Here is a 17,798-nt window from a genome sequence, read left to right on the forward strand (position 1 = left end):
GAAAGTTACTTACTTTATGTAACTTTTCTTTTAAGGCGTCTTTCTCTTGATTCATTAGCCGTTCTTTCAACATCAGCAACGTAAGCTCACATTTTATGTTTTTTCAAAAATTTAATTAAGCCATATCAATCCACTCTTATAGGTTTTAAATTAATTCTACCAATAGGTAAGCGGTCCTGAATTGTTGTTATTTTTTTGTTTGTTAAAATTAAATCTTTGCTTTCAATTATTCTTTTAGCAACGTTTTTATTAATATTTTCAATATTTTCGATGATTTCTTCTACATTTTTATATTTTTTAAGTAATTCAATTGCTTGAGCATAGTGTAAGTATCTAACACCCTTAATGTTGTCACTCGGATCACCCATTAATGCTTTTATATCTGCTACTTGATTTGGATAGCACCCAAATTTTTCAAATACTTTTTCAGAGTCAACAATAATATGTTCATCATCTTTACTACTATTGGTAATAACTTTTGTATTCTCACCAATAAGTTGAAAGATATCTTTATCATTTGATAATATGTGAACATTATAATCAAGCTTTGTAGCTATTCTATTAATTGTTCCAATTATGTCATCAGCTTCATATCTTGGCATCTCATATCAAGTAATATTAGCCGCTGTTAAAAATTCTCTAATGATTTGTTTTTGTGGAACTAAATCTTCAGGAGTTTCTTTTCTTTTTGCTTTATATTCTGGGTATAATTCTCGACGTCAACAACCCTCATCCATGTCTAAAGTAACAATGATGCTGTAGTAGTTATTTTTCTTTACTAATTGATTAATTTTTGCAACAAAAGTGTAAATTGCATTTATTGGAATACCTTCTCTATTTGTTGCTAATTTTTTTCTCTTAAGAGTTCCGTAGTAACCCTTATGTAGCAAATGATATCCGTCGATAATTAATATCGTGCGTTTTTCATTTAATGTATTCATTTTTTCTAAATCCTTACAAGGAAATTATATCATACTATGCAAGTTAAACAAAAATATAGTTAATTAAGTAAATGCATGATATCTTCTATCTGATTTTTTATTGCATTTAAGTCAAAAACACATTTGCTTTCTTCAAATTTTTTATTAATTATTTCAATATTATTTTTTGTTAAGGAAAGTTTCTATTTCCTTTATATTATTTATTTTGAAAGAAATGGATAGATTGTTAATTTCTTTAATAGTTTCAAACTCAGCATTTTTAACAATACTTGCTGCACTAGAAGTGTAAGCTCTTGCCAAAGGGCCAGCACCTAATTTAACACCACCAAAATATCGTGTTACTAAGATACAAATATTTGTTAAATCATTTTTTTCAATAACGTTAAATATTGGTTTTCCTGCAGTTCCTTTTGGCTCACCATCATCGTTATAGCCACCAAAAACAACTTTTGTTCCTATTTTGTAAGCGTAGCAATTATGTCTTGCATCATTAAGAGAAAAGTCACTTAAAAACTGATCTAATTCTTCTTTTGAATTTACTTGTGCAGTAGTACAAATAAATTTGGATTTTTTAATTTCAATTGTTTCTGAGTAAACTTTTTTGCTTTTAATTGTTTTCAAAGTGCTTTTCTCCTTTACTAAATAGATTATAATCATTATAATAATTAAAGTTAAAAATTATATTTAGTAATTTAATAGGAGGCAAAATGGCATCAGATAAAAGTTTACTTCGTATGTATGGAAAATATGCAAATGAAATTCTTTCATTAGAACCAGAAATGAAAAAACTTGCAAATGAAGATTTTGCAATCAAAACTCAAGAATTCAAAGATAGAATAGCAAATGGTGAACATGTTGATGATTTAGTTGTTGAAGCATATGCTTTAGCTAGGGAAGCAGCAAATAGAGTTTTAGGTTTAAATGCTTATAAAGTTCAATTGGTTGGAGCAATCATTTTACACTTTGGAGATATTGCAGAAATGAGAACTGGGGAAGGTAAGACACTAACAGGATTATTCCCAGCTTATCTAAATAGTTTAACTGGTAAAGGTGTTCACATTGTTACAGTTAACGAATATTTATCAAGACGTGACTCTGAAATAAATGGTCAAGTTTTTGACTTTTTGGGAGTAACAGTCGGATTAAATGGAACTAGAATGCCTAAACATTTAAAAAGAGAGGCTTATCATGCAGACATTACATATACAACAAATGCAGAATTAGGATTTGATTACTTAAGAGATAACATGGTTATTGATAAAGACCATAAAGTTCAAAGAGAGTTAAATTTTGCAATTATTGATGAGGCCGACTCTGTTTTAATTGATGAAGCAAGAACACCTTTAATCATTTCTGGTGGAAGTTCATCAAGAATTAACTTATATAAAGCAGCTGATGAGTTTGCTCAAAAAGTTAATGAAAAAGAAGACATTGATATTGATTTAGAAACAAAACAAGTTTACTTAACAGAAACTGGTATGAAAAAAGCTAAAGATTTCTTTTCATTAGATAATCTTTTTGCTTTAGAAAATACTGAAATATTCCACTTGATCTTAAATGCATTAAAAGCACATTTTACTTTTAAAGAGGGTGTTGAGTATACTGTTGCTACTGGAGAAGTTGAATTAATTGATCAATTTACTGGTCGTATTTTAAAAGGTCGTGCTTATTCAGATGGTTTACAACAAGCAATTCAAGCAAAAGAGAAAGTTGAAATTGAAGAAGAAACGACTACATTAGCAACTATTACATACCAAAACTTTTATCGTTTATATGCTAAACTTTCAGGTATGACTGGGACCGCTAAAACTGAAGAAGAAGAATTTATTAAAATTTATAATACTAGAGTTGTTGTTTGTCCAACTAATAGACCTGTTATTAGAAAAGATGAAGCAGATTATACATTTGGTACAAAGCATGCAGCTTTAAAAAAATTAATTGAAGATATTAAAAGTGTAAATAAAATTGGTAATCCTATTCTTGTTGGTACTACTAGTGTTGAATCATCAGAACAAATTGCAAGATACTTAGAAAAGGCTGGATTACACTTTGAAATGATTAATGCTAAAAATCACGATAGAGAAGCTGAGATTGTTTCACAGGCTGGGCAAAAACATGCAATTACATTAGCAACAAACATGGCTGGTCGTGGGACTGATATTAAACTAAGTAAAGAAGTCAAAGAACTTGGTGGTTTAGTTGTATTTGGCGTTGAACGAAATGAAGCAAGACGTATTGATAATCAATTAAGAGGTAGAAGTGGACGTCAGGGAGATCCTGGTATGTCAAGATTTTATATTTCTATGGAAGATGACTTAATGATTCGTTTTGCATCTCCTAGAGCAAGAAAAAGTTTCTTAAGTTTAGGTGATGAACACATTAAATCAAAATTCTTTACAAGAGCAGTAACAAATGCTCAAAAAAAACTTGAAGGATTGAACTTTGATCAACGTAAAAACGTTTTAGATTACGATAATATTTTAGCTCAGCAACGTGAAGCTATGTATGCACAACGTGATTCTATTTTATGGGCAGAAAATTTAAAAATAGTTATTAAAAAATTACAAATAACAGTAGCATATGAATTGATAGAAGAAAATTCAGAAATTATTCATGGTGAAAAAACTCTAAATGCTGAAAAATTATTAAAGGCTATTGATGGAAAACTTGTTGCACACAAAAGATTTGTTGCAAAAGATTTCTATAATAAAGAAAAAATGAATTTAGCTGTTCAAATAGCAGAAGCAATGTTGGAATTCTACAAAGCTAGAGTTATTGATATTCCTGATGATGTTGTTCTTCAAATGGAAAGAAAAAACATTTTAACTTCATTTGATAAATATTGGACAAGACATATAGATATTGCTTCAAAGCTAAAAGCTGGTATTTATTTACAACAATATGCTCAAAACAACCCATTAGCTGTATATGTAGAACAAGCAACTGAATTATTTAACAAAACAAAAATTTCCATTGCTTCTGAAGTAGTAGATACGCTTTCAAAAATTATTTTAAGAGATCCTGAACAAGTTGTTGAACCTGAAAAAATTGAAATTACTGATGAAATAATTGATGATATTTTAGAAACAACTGGATTAACAAAAGCAAATATTAACAATAAAGATATAAATGCTAAATTTGATGAGTTAATTAGCAAAGCAACTAATCAAAATGATATTAAAAAGTTGTCTATTCAAAGAGATATTATGTTAGGTCTTGTTATTGAAATTCAAAAACGAAGAGAAAATTCAGGAAATCAAACAGTAAATCTTGGTAAAGATGAAATTGATCAAATGCTTGGAATGTTAAACATTGAAAATGTTGGAACAATAACTAGAGAAGAAATACTTTCTAAATATGAAGAAAAATTAAAGACATGCACTAATGCAGAAGAAAAAAAACTTGTAAATATAGCAAGAGATGTAATTATTGCATTGCATGAACAAATTGAATTAATTAAAAAAGATGCAGGCTCTTTGAAATCAGTTATCGATGATGACAACGATGGTGGAGAGATTGCCAAAACAAGAATTGGTTAGAACTAAAACACTAGAGCAAACTCTAGTGTTTTAGTCATTAAACAACCACGGAGGTAATACAAATGAAATATATAAGTGATAATAAATTTGATTTAAAAAGTAATTTCAAGCCTGGTGGTGATCAACCAAAAGCTATTGAAAGTCTTTTAAAAGGTTTAAAAGAAAATAAAAAACATCAAGTTCTTTTAGGTGCTACTGGAACTGGTAAAACATTTACAATGGCTAACATTATTAAAGAAATTAATAAGCCAACTTTAGTTTTGGCTCATAATAAAACTTTAGCAATGCAACTTTATTATGAGTTAATGGAGTTTTTCCCAAATAATAGAGTTGAATATTTTGTATCGAACTTTGATTTTTTTCAACCAGAAGCGTATAAACCAGCAACAGATTTATACATAAATAAAGATGCAAGAATAAATATGGAACTTGATATGTTAAGAATGAGTGCAATGAATGCATTATCAATTTCAAACGACACAATTGTTGTTGCTTCTGTTGCTGCAATTTATCCGTCGCAAGATCCAGTTCAATATGCATCAAGTTTTTTTGAACTAAAAACAGGTCAAAAGTTTTCAAAAAGAGAATTATTAACATATTTAGTAAAAACAGGTTATACAAGAAATGATGTAGAAAATTCTCCTGGAACATTTAGTGTAAAAGGTGATGTTATAAAGGTTGTTCCGGGTTGATCAATGTCAGCCATGTATCGTTTCTCTTTATTTGATGATCATATTGAAATGATTGATATGTTAAATATTATTACTGGAGCACTAATTGAAAGAATATCAACAGTTACAATTTATCCGGCACAAGCTTACGTGACACCTGAAGATAAATTAAAACAAGCTTGTTTAAATATTAGAGAAGAGTTAGCAGTTAGACTTAAAGAATTGAATGATGAAGGTAAATTATTAGAAGCTGAAAGACTAGATCAAAGAACAAGATATGATTTAGAAAGTTTAGAGGAATTTGGTTTCTGTAGTGGAATAGAAAATTACTCTGCGCATTTAGATTTTAGATCACCAGGAGAAACTCCTTATTCATTATTAGATTATTTCAAAGGTGATTTTTTAACTATTATAGACGAGTCACACATAATGATCCCTCAAGTTAGGGGAATGTATAATACCGATAGAAGTAGAAAACAAACACTCGTTGAATATGGTTTTAGACTACCATCAGCTTTAGACAATAGACCTTTAAATTTTGAAGAATTTACTGGAAAGCTTAAACAGGTTATTTATACTTCAGCAACTCCTGGTGATTACGAATTAGACTTGGTTAATCATGAAGTTGTTGAGCAAATAATTAGACCGACAGGTTTATTAGATCCTGTAATTGAAGTTAAAAAAACTGAAGGTCAAATTGAAGATATAATTGAGCAAATACATGAAAGAAGAAAAGTAAACGAAAAAGTGTTTATTACTACATTAACAATTAGAATGAGTGAAGACTTAACAAGTTACTTACAAGAAAGAAATATTAAAGTAGCCTATTTACATTCGGAATTAAAAACACTTGAAAGAAGTGAAATTTTAAACGATCTTAGACGTGGGGTTTATGATGCAGTTGTTGGGGTTAATTTATTACGTGAAGGTTTAGATTTACCAGAAGTAAGTTTAGTATGTGTTTTAGATGCAGATAAACAAGGTTTTTTAAGAAATACAAAATCTCTTATTCAAACTGCTGGTAGAGCAGCCAGAAATGCTAATGGAAAAGTAATTTTTTATGCTGACACAATTTCAACATCAATGCAAGAAGCTATGGATGAAACAAACCGTAGACGTGAAATACAACAAGCATACAATAAAGAACATAACGTAATTCCAGTTACAATTACAAAAAAAATTAGTCAATCAACTTTAAGCGAAGCAACTAAAAAAGAACTTGAGAATATTAAAAAACAAAAAACTGCAAAAGGTAAAAAAGAAGCATATCAAAAAACAATTGATGATATTAGAACTGAAATGATTCAGGCAGCTAAAGAATTAGATTTTGAAAAAGCTGCGGTTTTAAGAGACACAATTATTGAATTAGAAGCTAAAAAAAATGAGGTAAAATAATGGAAAATAAAATAGTAATAAAAGGTGCTAGAGAAAACAACTTAAAAAATGTTAATTTAGAAATACCTAAAAATAAATTAGTTGTTTTCACAGGATTAAGTGGTAGTGGTAAGTCATCATTGGCCTTTGCCACAATTTATGCTGAAGGTAGAAGAAGATACATTGAATCACTTTCGGCTTACGCAAGACAATTCTTAGGTGGAAATGAAAAACCTGATGTTGATTCAATTGAAGGTTTAAGTCCTGCTATCTCAATTGATCAAAAAACTACATCTCATAACCCTAGATCAACTGTTGGTACTGTAACAGAAATCTATGATTATTTAAGATTGCTTTATGCAAGAGTTGGAACACCTTACTGTATTAATGGACATGGTCAAATTCATGCTGCATCAATTAAGGAAATAATTAACAATATAAAAAATACAACTGAAGAAGATGAGCAAGTTTATGTTTTATCACCAGTTGCTAGAGATAAAAAAGGTACTCATAAGGATTTATTAGCAAAATTATTAGCAGAAGGTTTCATTAGAGTTTTAATTAATGGTGAAATCAAAATGTTAGAAGAAGAAATTATTTTAGATAAAAATCAAAGACATAATATTGATATTGTTGTAGATCGTTTAATTTATCATAATGATGATGAAGTACATTCAAGACTTTTCTCAGCAATTGAAATAGCTTTACAATACTCAAATAGCTTAGTTAAAATCAAATACCCACAAACTGAAAATAAAGAAGATAATTTATTTTCAAATTCATACTCATGTAATGTTTGTGGATTTAATATTCCAGAATTAGAACCAAGGTTATTTTCATTTAATGCACCTTTAGGAGCATGTGGTGATTGTGATGGTTTAGGTGTTAGATTAGTTTCTGATCCAGAACTAATTATTCCTGATAAAACTTTATCAATTAATCAAGGTGGAGTAGTTTACTTCAAAAACTTTTTAAATACAGATAATCTAGAATGACAAAAATTTAAAATTCTTTGTGATTACTATTACATTGATATGAATTTGCCAATTGAACAACTAACTGATAAACAGATTAAAGCAATACTTAGAGGTAGTGATGAACAAATCGAAATTAAATTACTAAGTAGTAGCGGAAGAAGATATGACTCATATGATTTTATTGAAGGTGTTGCGGACTTAATTCAAAGAAGATATTTTGAAACAAAATCTGAAGAAATTAGAAAATGATATACAAAGTTTATGTCATCAAGTGTTTGTCAATCTTGTGATGGAGCAAGATTGAATCCCACAGCTTTATCAATCAAAATAGCAGACAAAAATATTTTTGATTTCACAAAAATGAGCATTCAAGATGAATTAGAATTTATTTTAAATGTTGAGTTAACACAAACGCAAGCTCAAATTGCTAACTTAGTTTTAACTGAAATTACAAATAGAATTAGCTTCTTAAATGAAGTTGGTTTAGGGTATTTAGATTTAGCAAGAACAGCAACTACTTTATCTGGTGGAGAAGCTCAGAGAATTAGACTAGCAAAACAAATAGGTAGTCAACTTACAGGAATTTTATATGTTCTTGACGAACCTTCAATTGGGTTGCACCAAAGAGACAACGATAAATTAATTAAAACATTAAAACACTTACGTGATTTAGGAAATACTTTGATTGTTGTTGAACATGATGAAGATACAATGAAAACTGCTGATTGAATTGTTGATGTTGGTCCTCAAGCAGGAGAGCATGGTGGTGAAATTACTTTTAGTGGGACATATGATGAAATATTGAAATCAGATACTATAACTGGTAGATACCTTTCAGGTAAAGAAACAATTCCAGTTCCTAAAAAACGTAGAACAGGTAATGGTCAAAAAATTGATATTATTGGTGCTAGAGAAAATAACCTTAAAAATGTTAATGTTTCTATTCCGTTAAATAAATTTATTGCTATTACAGGGGTTAGTGGTAGTGGTAAATCTACATTGTTAGAAGACATTATTTACAAAGGAATAAGAAAAAATCTTGCAAGAGAAACAATAGTAACTGGAAAATTCAGTAAAATGAATGGATTAGAAAACATTGATAAAGTTATTTTCATTTCTCAAGAACCAATTGGTAAAACCCCAAGATCAAACCCAGCAACTTATACTGGTGTTTTTGATGATATTAGAGATTTATTTACAAACTTGCCAGAAGCAAAGATTAGAGGATACAAAAAAGGTAGATTTTCATTTAATGTACCTGGTGGTAGATGTGAGCATTGTTACGGTGATGGTGTAATTACTATTTCAATGCAATTTATGCCAAGTGTAGAAGTTGTGTGTGAAATTTGCGAAGGTAAAAGATATAACGACGAAACTTTACAAGTTAAATTTAAAGAAAAAACAATTGCTGATGTTTTAAATATGACTGTTGAAACAGCAGCTGCATTTTTTGAAAACATTCCAAACATCAAGGATAAGTTAGATACTATATTGGAAGTTGGTTTAGGTTATATTAGACTTGGACAATCTGCAACAACATTATCTGGTGGAGAAGCTCAAAGAATTAAATTATCAACTTACTTATTAAAAAAACAAACTGGAAAAACAATGTTTTTATTAGATGAACCTACAACTGGTTTACATATTGATGATGTAAAAAGATTAGTTCACGTTTTAAATAAACTAGTTGATTTAGGAAATACTGTTGTAGCTATTGAACATAACTTGGACTTCATTAAAGTTGCTGATCATGTTATTGACTTAGGACCAGAAGGTGGAATTGGTGGTGGATTAATTGTAGCTGCTGGAACGCCTGAACAAGTTGCTGACACAAAAGGTTCATATACTGGAGCTTATTTAAAAGGGTATTTATATAATGATTTCAGTAGATAATTTTTTAATACCAATTCAACAGAGATTTCAAAATGAATATAATTTAGATAAAGTTTTAAAACTATTAAATAATATTGAAAAATATATACCAGTAGTAAATGTTGTTGGAACAAATGGAAAAGGAAGTACATCTTTTTTCTTGTCAAAAGGGCTTAAAACAAAATATAAAAAAGTAGGTTTGTTTATTTCTCCAGCTTTTTTATACCATAATGAAAGAATTCAAATCAATAATCAACCAATAAGTGATGAAAATTTGAAAAAATATATTTCAAAAGTTGATAATTTTATAAAAGAATATAAGCTAACTTTTTTTGAAATATGAACACTTATAGCTATTATGTATTTTTATGATAATCAAGTAGATATTGCAGTTATTGAAGCGGGCATTGGAGGTCTTAAAGACTCAACCAATTTATTTACTAATCAAATAGCAACTATATTAACTTCGGTTTCATTTGATCATACAGAAATATTAGGTAACACTATTGAAAAAATAATTTATCAAAAAGTTAATATTGCAAAAGACAATACTTTGTTGTTTATTAGTCTAGATAATGCTGAATATAAAAATATTATTGAAAACTCAATTACAAATGATGTAAAAATAGTTTACGCAAATAAATATGACAAAGAAAAAATTGAATATCAAAGAGGAAATAAAGGGGTTGTAAAAGCAGTGCTTGAGTTTTTAGGTGTACAAGATTTTTCATGCTTAAAGTTAACCTCATTAGCTGGAAGATTTACAAAACTTGAATATAAAAATAAAAAAATAATAATTGATGGTGCACATAATGTCGATGGCATAAAAGGTCTTATTTCAAGTGTTGAAAATAAAAATGAATGAAGAATTTTATATGGAGCAATTGACGGAAAAGAACATAGTAAAATTTTAAATTTATTAGATGAAAATTTTAATGATGTTAGTATAACAACTTTTGATTTTCATAAAGCTTGAGACATAAATAAAATTGATCATGAAAATAAAGTAAAAGATTGAAAAGAATTTATTGAGTCTTCAAATAAAAATTTAATAATTTGTGGAAGTTTATATTTTATACCATTAGTATATAAATATTTAATTGAAAAATAAAAGGAGAGTGATAGCATGCTGTTTTGAGTAACTAACATAATTGCAGTATTGCTAATATTTTCTTTATTTTTTATAGGTATGTTTATTGATAAAATACATGCTAAAAAATTTACTGTTAAAAATATAACGTTATTGGGTTTAATAGTCGCACTAAGTATAATACTAACTAATGTAATTGGCTATTCAATGGTTTTTGGATTTAGGATAATGATAGGTAATTTTATGATTTTCTTTGCTGGAATGGTTTTTGGCCCACTAGGCGGAATAATAGCAGGTTTTTGCTCTGATTTAGTTGGATCAATGATTAATATAACAGGAACATTTCATTTTGGATTTATGTTATCAAAAATATTTATAGGTTTTTGTGGAGCTTTGGTGTTTATATTTAAAAAGAATAATTTTTGATTTATTAAAATGATTTTCTTTTTAATTTTAAGTTTAGCAATTACTAGTTTTCTAATAACTCCGATATGTTTAGTTGCTAGTGGATTAGGAAGTTTAGCAGCAATTAATTATATTAAAAAAGTTATAATTTTGCCTATTGAGTTACTAATTTTTATTCCGAGTATATATGCTTGTTTGAAAATATCTAGTTTATTATTGAAAAGCGAAATACAACAGCCTTCTAGACCATGATTTTTAAGGCATGGTGAATTGAAATTTAAAATATCAAAAAGCGCGAAAAAATAATTCGTGCTTTTTATTTTATTGATCATACTAATATTTTTTTAACTAACAATTATAGTAAAATTATAATAATAAAATAAGGAGTTAAAATAATGAGTAAATTAACAATAAAAGAATTAGTTGCTAAATTTAATTTTGAAATTATTTCAGGTGCAAGCCACATGAATAGTGAGATTACAGTTTATGGACTGAATCGTGCAGGTTTAGAATTGACAGGATATTTTAATGAAAAAGAAGATAAGAAACATAAGCGTGCAATTTTAATGTCTTCTAAAGAAAATAATTATATGTCACAGTTTTCAGACAATGAAGCTTGCGATAAATACAAAAACTTAATTAAAATGGGTTCACCAGTTATAATAATTACACAAAAATTTACAGATGAAAGATTAACAAAAGTAGCTAAGGAATTAGATTTTCCACTGCTAAAAATTAACTATCCGTCAACAAGTGAACTAACTCAAAAAATATTAGACATTTATGATTTATATTTTGCTCCAACAGTTGAAGTTCACTCTACATTAATGAATATATTTGGTAAAGGTGTATTAATCTTTGGGCAATCAGGTATTGGTAAATCTGAAGTTTCATTGGAATTAATGAAAAAGAACCACTTATTTGTTGGGGATGACAGAATTGTTATTTCAAATAGAAATAGTGAATTATTTGGTAAATCACATGCACTTTTACAAAATTTAATTGAAGTTAGAGGTATTGGTATTATCGATATTTCTAAAGTTCAAGGTCAACAATTAATAATGCCTGAGACAAGAATACATATGGGAATTGAATTATTTAAATTCCAAGAAGGTGGAATTGATAATACTGATAGGTTAGGAAATGAATGAACTCAAAAAGATTTCTTAGGAATAAAAATACCATACTTAAGAGTCCCAGTTAGTGCTGGACGTAACCTAGCAAATATTATTGAGGCAGCAGTTGGTCAACTAAAAGTTAACGAAAGTTCTGATGCTCAAGATATTATAGAATTATTAGCAAAGAGAAATAGTGAATTAACAGAATAGAGGAATTATGTGGGGAACATACGAAAATTATTATAGATGACTTGATTTAAATTATAAATCTCCAGGAGACATGCGTCTTCTTTTTGGTCTTGTTCCTGCATATCCTGTATTTATGTTTTTAGGAATTTGCTTAGTAATTTTAGTAACTGTAATTCAAATGAATAAAAGAAAAATCCCTTTAAGAGAATTAGAAATAGGAATTTTAATAGTAGTGCCTATAGGAATTATAGGTGGTACTTTTTTTGGGAAGGTGTTTTTGCCAAATTATCAGAGTTGATCAAATTTTTATAAAGTATTTTTTTTCTGACAACCAGGTATGTCATTTTTTGGAGCTCTTTTATTAGGTTCAGCTGCAGGATTTGGATGATTTTACAAGAGAAGCAAAGTAACTCAAATTTCAATGTGAGTTTATTTAGATTTAATTTTGGTAAATGTCTTATTGGGTCATGCATTAGGTAGATGAGGTAACTTGTATAATCAAGAAATTCTTGGTAATCCAATAAATTACGATAGCATTTCTTGAATGCCAAATTTTATTAAGCAAAGATTATTTTATTTACCAAATATATCAAATATTAGAAATATAAATGATATAGACGAAAAATTACCAGATGGTTGATGACTGATGATATCAAGTAACGTTAATTGAGGACAAAATTGAGTTGTTTATGAAATGGTAGAAGGAAATTTAATTCCAACATCAAGAACTTTAACAGATATTATGCAAGAAGAAATAGTATTCAGACAACCAATTTTCTTAATTGAGGGGATTGGAAATATAATATTATGAATTGTAATAACTTTTGGTGTGAGAAACATTAATAGGATAAGTAATTTTAAAAATAATCCTTGAACATTATCACCAGAAGGATTCCCATGTATATTCAATCCAAAATATAAATCAATCTCAGAAAATAAATTAAAGGATTGATACACATTAGCGCCAATAAAATATAAACGTATTAAAAAAGTTAGTGAAGAAGGCAATGAATACGAAATTACTATGAGTTTAAAAAGCGTCTGAAATAAAGCATATTATTGAACTGAACCAGATTATGAATCTAACAAGAAATTATTTTCTCAAATTGAAGAGTGAAAAAATGACTTGTACAATGCTACTTTAAAATATCAAAATGATAAAAAACAATTTAATATAAAATTAGAAAAAATGAAAATTGAGTTTAATAAAAAATATAAATTCACAAAACGTAATTCACAAGAAGAATTAAAAATGCAGTATAAAAATAACGTCACTTTGGAAAAACAAAAAATCAAGGAAAAACAAATTGAGTTTAAAAATAAATTTTCATTTAGTGAAAGATATTTGGGTGTTAATCCATTTGGAAAAGAACTTGAAAAGGCAAACAACCCTAATGGCTTTATCGTCACAAGATGTGGAGTTTCTGCTGGTTCATATATATTAGGTTATGGTATACTTAGAACAATATTAGAAACTCAAAGACAAGCAACAGAATACATGATTCCAAATCATGTAGTTGCTAACTTCTTAGTCTTAAGTTTAATAATTATTATAGGAATGTTTATAATTGTTATGACACAATTTGTTATTCCATATAAATGAAGGGAAATTGGATGGTTATATGAAAAAACATACTAACGAAAATTTAAAAGACATTTTAATTATTGGTGGTGGCCCAGCTGGTTTAACTGCTGGGGTTTATGCTGCTAGAGCTGGAATGAAAACTATTATTTTAGAAAAAGAAGCACCCGGTGGAAAAATGGTTAAAACAGATACGATTGAAAACTATCCTGGCTTTGATAGTATTAAAGGACCAGATTTAGCACTAAAAATGTATATGCAAGTAATTAATCTTGGAGCTGAATTTGTTTATGATGAAGTTATTAAAATAGAAAAAAATGATGAAACATTTACAGTTACTACTAGAAATGGACAAATAATTGAATCTTTAAGTGTGATAGTTGCAACTGGTACATTAGAGAATAAATTAGGAATACCTGGGGAAGATCAACTTTATGGAAAAGGTGTCAGTTATTGTGCTGTTTGTGATGGAGCCTTTCATAAAGGGAACCCAGTAGCAATTGTTGGTGGAGGATATTCAGCAGTTGAAGAAGGAATTTATTTAAGTAAATTTGTAAGTAAATTATATGTTGTTGTAAGAAAAGATCACTTTAGAGTAGACCCAGTTACTTTATCTAAATTAGAACAACTTGAAAATGTTGAATTTTTAATGAATTCTGTTGTTAAAAAAGTTAACGGAACTGATAAAGTAGAATCAGTTGAGATTGAAAATGTTATTTCAAAAGAAGTTAAAACTGTTCCTGTAACTGGCTTATTCCCTTATATTGGAGCAACTCCAGTCACTCAATTTTTAGAAAATCTTAATTTAGATAAAAGTGATGGTTATTTAACTGGAGATGCTAAATTAAAATCTAATGTTAAAGGTTTATTCATAGCTGGTGATGTTAGGGATGTTCCTTTGAGACAAATAGCTATCGCAGCTGGTGATGGAGCTTTAGCTGGTCAAATGGCTGTTAACTATGTACAAGAATTATAATGAATAAATAAGAAAGGCGAGTTGAATATGAATATTAAAGAGTTTAAATTTAATAAAATTTCTTTTGATTTTAAAAGAGATAAACTAAAATGAATTTCAATTGGTTTATGAGCATCATTATTCATTGTTGTAATAGTTTTATTTTCTGTTTTTTGAGCGACAAAAAATGTAATTTGAACTCAGGAAGATAGTTTTTCAAATTCTACAACCGGTCTTGCGGAAGACCAAATAAGTTATGGTGGCATAGCAAAATCATATGGTGGCATAGCGATCTACCCAATGGCAATGACAATGGGTATGTTAGTTGCAATTTTATTTAGTTTGTATAAGTTTTGGAAGAAAGGACTTGATGTAATTCATCTTTCTATAGGTATAGCTATATGTATTCCTATATCTTTAATGGGTGCAAGTTTCTTTGGTAAATTAAATGCGCAATCTCCCGGAGTCAATGCTGGAGGCGTTGGATTTTGAGGGCTTTTTGCATTTTGAGAGCCAGGCATGGCAATTCACGGAGGAGTATATGGAGGATTGTTAGCAGGAATTATCCTTTTCTACTTCGTTGGCAGAAAAACAAAAACGTCTATGTTAGTTTATGCAGATGCGATTGTGCCTAATATACTTTTAGGTCAAGCTATAGGTAGATGAGGTAATTTCTTTAATCATGAAGTTATGGGGGCACCAGTAGCTGTTACATATCATGGTGGAGGATGAAATTTAGGGTCCAACGGAGTTGATTGAACTAATGTTCATGATTACTATGGTTGACTGCCAAAATGAATAGGCAGAAATTTAATGGTTAGGGCGGATTCTTCTCAAACCATTAACGGCATTACATTTAACAAAGGTGATTTAGTTCAATTATCGCCAATTTTCCTTTATGAGTCATTAAGTTTATTAGCTGCATGATTAATAATAACTTTCATTATTCCTAATATAACAAAATGAATAAGCAAAAAACCTTGAAAAGTTGAAACTGGAAAATATAACTATAAATTATCATTTTCAATAAAACAATGATTTATGCCTTGAATTAAATCTACAGATGAAGTTCAATCAGGAAGAGATATATGAAATTTAGCGTACTTTAGAAATATTGATGAAAAAGCAAAAGAACAATATTTAATAAGTTTGGAATTGGATAGAAAAAAATATTTAAAACCAAAAGAGATTAATAAAGCTAATAAATTGAATGATTATATTTCAACCAAAGCTGGAGTTGAGTGCTTTGCATATTTCTTTGCATGAAATTTTGTAAGATTTTTCTTAGAATTAAGTAGACCAGATGATCACTTATTTGTTATGTATGATAAGCCATTATCATTATCATTAATTCTTATATCATCTATAATAGGTTTAATTGGAATGATTGCTTCGCAGTATTGATTACCAAGTTTAATTAGGAAAAATGGCTATTTATATGAGAAAGAATATTTCTCACTAAATTAAAATAAGAAGGGAGTGAAATTATGTCATTTGCATTAACAGTCAAAGAAGAAGTAATTTCACACACTTTTGATGATGAACTAGGAAAAGCCTTTTTAGCAGGATTTATTAAGTACAATGGTGACTTAATTTGAAGTTCAGGTAATGAAAAATTAAAGTTAACATCAATCAGTAATAAAATTGCTAGAAGTATATTTGGTCTTTGTAAAAAAATGTTTGATGGTCATATTGAAATTTCAGTTTCTCAAACACAAACCTTAAAACAAAATAAAACATTTCAAATAACCTTAATAGGTAAAATTTCCGAGTTCTTAAAATCGTTAAATATTTGAGATGAAAACGGAATAAAGGTTATTGAGTTTAAACCTTTAAAACAACAAAAGGATAAAGAAGAATTAACTAAATTAAAACGTGCTTATATGGCTGGTGTATTTGTTGCAGTAGGTTCTGTTAATTCACCAGAAACAACTAATTATCATTTAGAATTACAATTTAAAGATGAAGAGTCAGCAGTTTACGTTATTGCATTAATGAACAAGTATGGTTTTGATTTTAAAATTTTAAAAAGAAATGAGAAGTTATTTATTTGTTATATTAAGAAAGCTATAATGGTTTCTGACTTCTTAAAATTTATTGATGCGTATCAAGCTGTCATGAATTTTGAAAATGAAAGAATTATGAGAGATGTTTCAAACAATGTAAATAGAGTTAATAATATTGATATTTCTAATGAAAAGAAAACCCTTTCTGCTGGTTTAAAGCAAATTGATCAAATAAGTAAAATTCAAGCTAATTTAGCAACAAAAAGGCTTTCTGAAAAAGCTGCTTATCTTTGTGATCTTAGAATTCAAAATCCAAATGCGTCTTATGCTGAGCTAACAGAATTGATGAACGAGAACGGTTATGAAATAACAAAATCTGGAGTAAGCAATTTATTTAAGATAATTGAAAAATTAAGTTTAGAATTTAAAATTTAATATTGGACAAAACCACTTTTTTAATGTTTAATTGAGATAAGGAAAAGGTGGAAAGAAGATGGAAAAATATGAAAATGAAAATGCACTACTTTTGATAGCTGCTGCAAATTTAAAAAGAATCAGACATACTAAAAAACTAAGTCAAGAAGAACTTGGCTTTAGGTGTGGTATTTCAAAAAACTATATTTCCGATTTTGAAAGAGGAAAAAGAAATATAACTATTAAAGTTTTTCAAAAAATAGTTGAAGGATTAGAAATAGAACCTGAAGAACTGTTAAAAACCCACTCTAAATAGTGGGTTTTATAGTATTGAAATATAAAATGTAGTATTATTAAATATAATAAAAACAAAAAGGAGATAATTTATGAATTCATCAACAGCGCAAATAATTGTTTTAGTTATAGAGATTGTAGCTATGATAGTTTCAATAATTATGATTTTAATTGGTATATTTCAAAATAAAAACTCTCAAAGTGGATTAAGTGCATTAAATGGTGGAAATGACGAATTATTTTCAAATTCAAAAGAACGTGGATTAGATAAAACCTTATCTACATGAATGATGACATTAGGTATTATATTTTTCATAGTAGCACTTGCTGCGTGCATATTAACTAATATTTATCTATAAATAACCTTTTTA

General features: G+C 28.3%; 14 protein-coding genes. 12 read left to right on the plus strand and 2 right to left on the minus strand.

The window, feature by feature from the left end; all coding sequences use genetic code 4:
* Window positions 1-14 precede the first annotated feature (14 nt).
* Both MCOLE_RS00325 and MCOLE_RS00330 read right to left on the minus strand, forming a co-directional pair.
* Window positions 15-941 (minus strand): 5'-3' exonuclease, encoded by a 927-nt coding sequence (locus MCOLE_RS00325; protein WP_100670473.1) that lies wholly within the window; start codon window positions 939-941, stop codon window positions 15-17.
* A 159-nt stretch (window positions 942-1,100) separates the two neighbouring features.
* Window positions 1,101-1,562 (minus strand): IMPACT family protein, encoded by a 462-nt coding sequence (locus MCOLE_RS00330; protein WP_167373844.1) that lies wholly within the window; start codon window positions 1,560-1,562, stop codon window positions 1,101-1,103.
* Window positions 1,563-1,648: 86 nt separating this feature from the next.
* Here MCOLE_RS00330 and secA point away from each other — a divergent pair, with 86 nt between their 5' ends.
* The 12 genes from secA to secG all read left to right on the plus strand — a co-directional run bounded on the left by secA (window position 1,649) and on the right by secG (window position 17,786).
* A complete protein-coding gene (gene secA, locus MCOLE_RS00335; protein ID WP_100670475.1) occupies window positions 1,649-4,480 on the plus strand; it encodes a preprotein translocase subunit SecA in 2,832 nt (943 codons plus the stop codon).
* Window positions 4,481-4,542: 62 nt separating this feature from the next.
* Window positions 4,543-6,546, plus strand: coding sequence for an excinuclease ABC subunit UvrB (uvrB, locus tag MCOLE_RS00340; protein ID WP_100670477.1), 2,004 nt, complete (start codon window positions 4,543-4,545; stop codon window positions 6,544-6,546).
* Complete coding sequence (gene uvrA, locus MCOLE_RS00345; RefSeq protein WP_100670479.1) at window positions 6,546-9,395, plus strand: excinuclease ABC subunit UvrA; 2,850 nt, start codon at window positions 6,546-6,548, stop codon at window positions 9,393-9,395. The genes uvrB and uvrA overlap by 1 nt, the downstream gene beginning before the upstream one ends.
* Complete coding sequence (locus tag MCOLE_RS00350; RefSeq protein WP_100670481.1) at window positions 9,379-10,485, plus strand: bifunctional folylpolyglutamate synthase/dihydrofolate synthase; 1,107 nt, start codon at window positions 9,379-9,381, stop codon at window positions 10,483-10,485. Before uvrA ends, MCOLE_RS00350 begins: the two co-directional genes overlap by 17 nt.
* Window positions 10,486-10,500: 15 nt before the next feature.
* Entirely contained in the window at window positions 10,501-11,175 is a 675-nt protein-coding gene (locus MCOLE_RS00355; protein ID WP_100670483.1) for a folate family ECF transporter S component, read from the plus strand.
* Between the two features lie 89 nt (window positions 11,176-11,264).
* A complete protein-coding gene (hprK, locus tag MCOLE_RS00360; protein ID WP_100670485.1) occupies window positions 11,265-12,197 on the plus strand; it encodes an HPr(Ser) kinase/phosphatase in 933 nt (310 codons plus the stop codon).
* A gap of 7 nt (window positions 12,198-12,204) precedes the next feature.
* A complete protein-coding gene (locus MCOLE_RS00365) occupies window positions 12,205-13,815 on the plus strand; it encodes a prolipoprotein diacylglyceryl transferase family protein (RefSeq protein ID WP_100670487.1) in 1,611 nt (536 codons plus the stop codon).
* Window positions 13,799-14,734 (plus strand): thioredoxin-disulfide reductase, encoded by a 936-nt coding sequence (trxB, locus tag MCOLE_RS00370; RefSeq protein WP_100670489.1) that lies wholly within the window; start codon window positions 13,799-13,801, stop codon window positions 14,732-14,734. The genes MCOLE_RS00365 and trxB overlap by 17 nt, the downstream gene beginning before the upstream one ends.
* A 27-nt stretch (window positions 14,735-14,761) precedes the next feature.
* A complete protein-coding gene (locus MCOLE_RS00375) occupies window positions 14,762-16,180 on the plus strand; it encodes a prolipoprotein diacylglyceryl transferase family protein (RefSeq protein ID WP_100670491.1) in 1,419 nt (472 codons plus the stop codon).
* A gap of 20 nt (window positions 16,181-16,200) precedes the next feature.
* A complete protein-coding gene (gene whiA, locus MCOLE_RS00380; protein ID WP_100670493.1) occupies window positions 16,201-17,154 on the plus strand; it encodes a DNA-binding protein WhiA in 954 nt (317 codons plus the stop codon).
* 58 nt (window positions 17,155-17,212) lie between these two features.
* The gene (locus MCOLE_RS00385) at window positions 17,213-17,449 is read left to right on the plus strand and encodes a helix-turn-helix domain-containing protein (RefSeq protein ID WP_100670495.1); all 237 of its coding nucleotides are present in this window, start codon (window positions 17,213-17,215) and stop codon (window positions 17,447-17,449) included.
* A gap of 70 nt (window positions 17,450-17,519) precedes the next feature.
* Window positions 17,520-17,786, plus strand: coding sequence for a preprotein translocase subunit SecG (gene secG, locus MCOLE_RS00390; protein WP_100670497.1), 267 nt, complete (start codon window positions 17,520-17,522; stop codon window positions 17,784-17,786).
* The last annotated feature ends 12 nt before the right edge of the window (window positions 17,787-17,798 follow it).

This window comes from Mesoplasma coleopterae, assembly GCF_002804245.1.
Lineage (GTDB): Bacteria > Bacillota_I > Bacilli_A > Mycoplasmatales > Mycoplasmataceae > Mesoplasma > Mesoplasma coleopterae.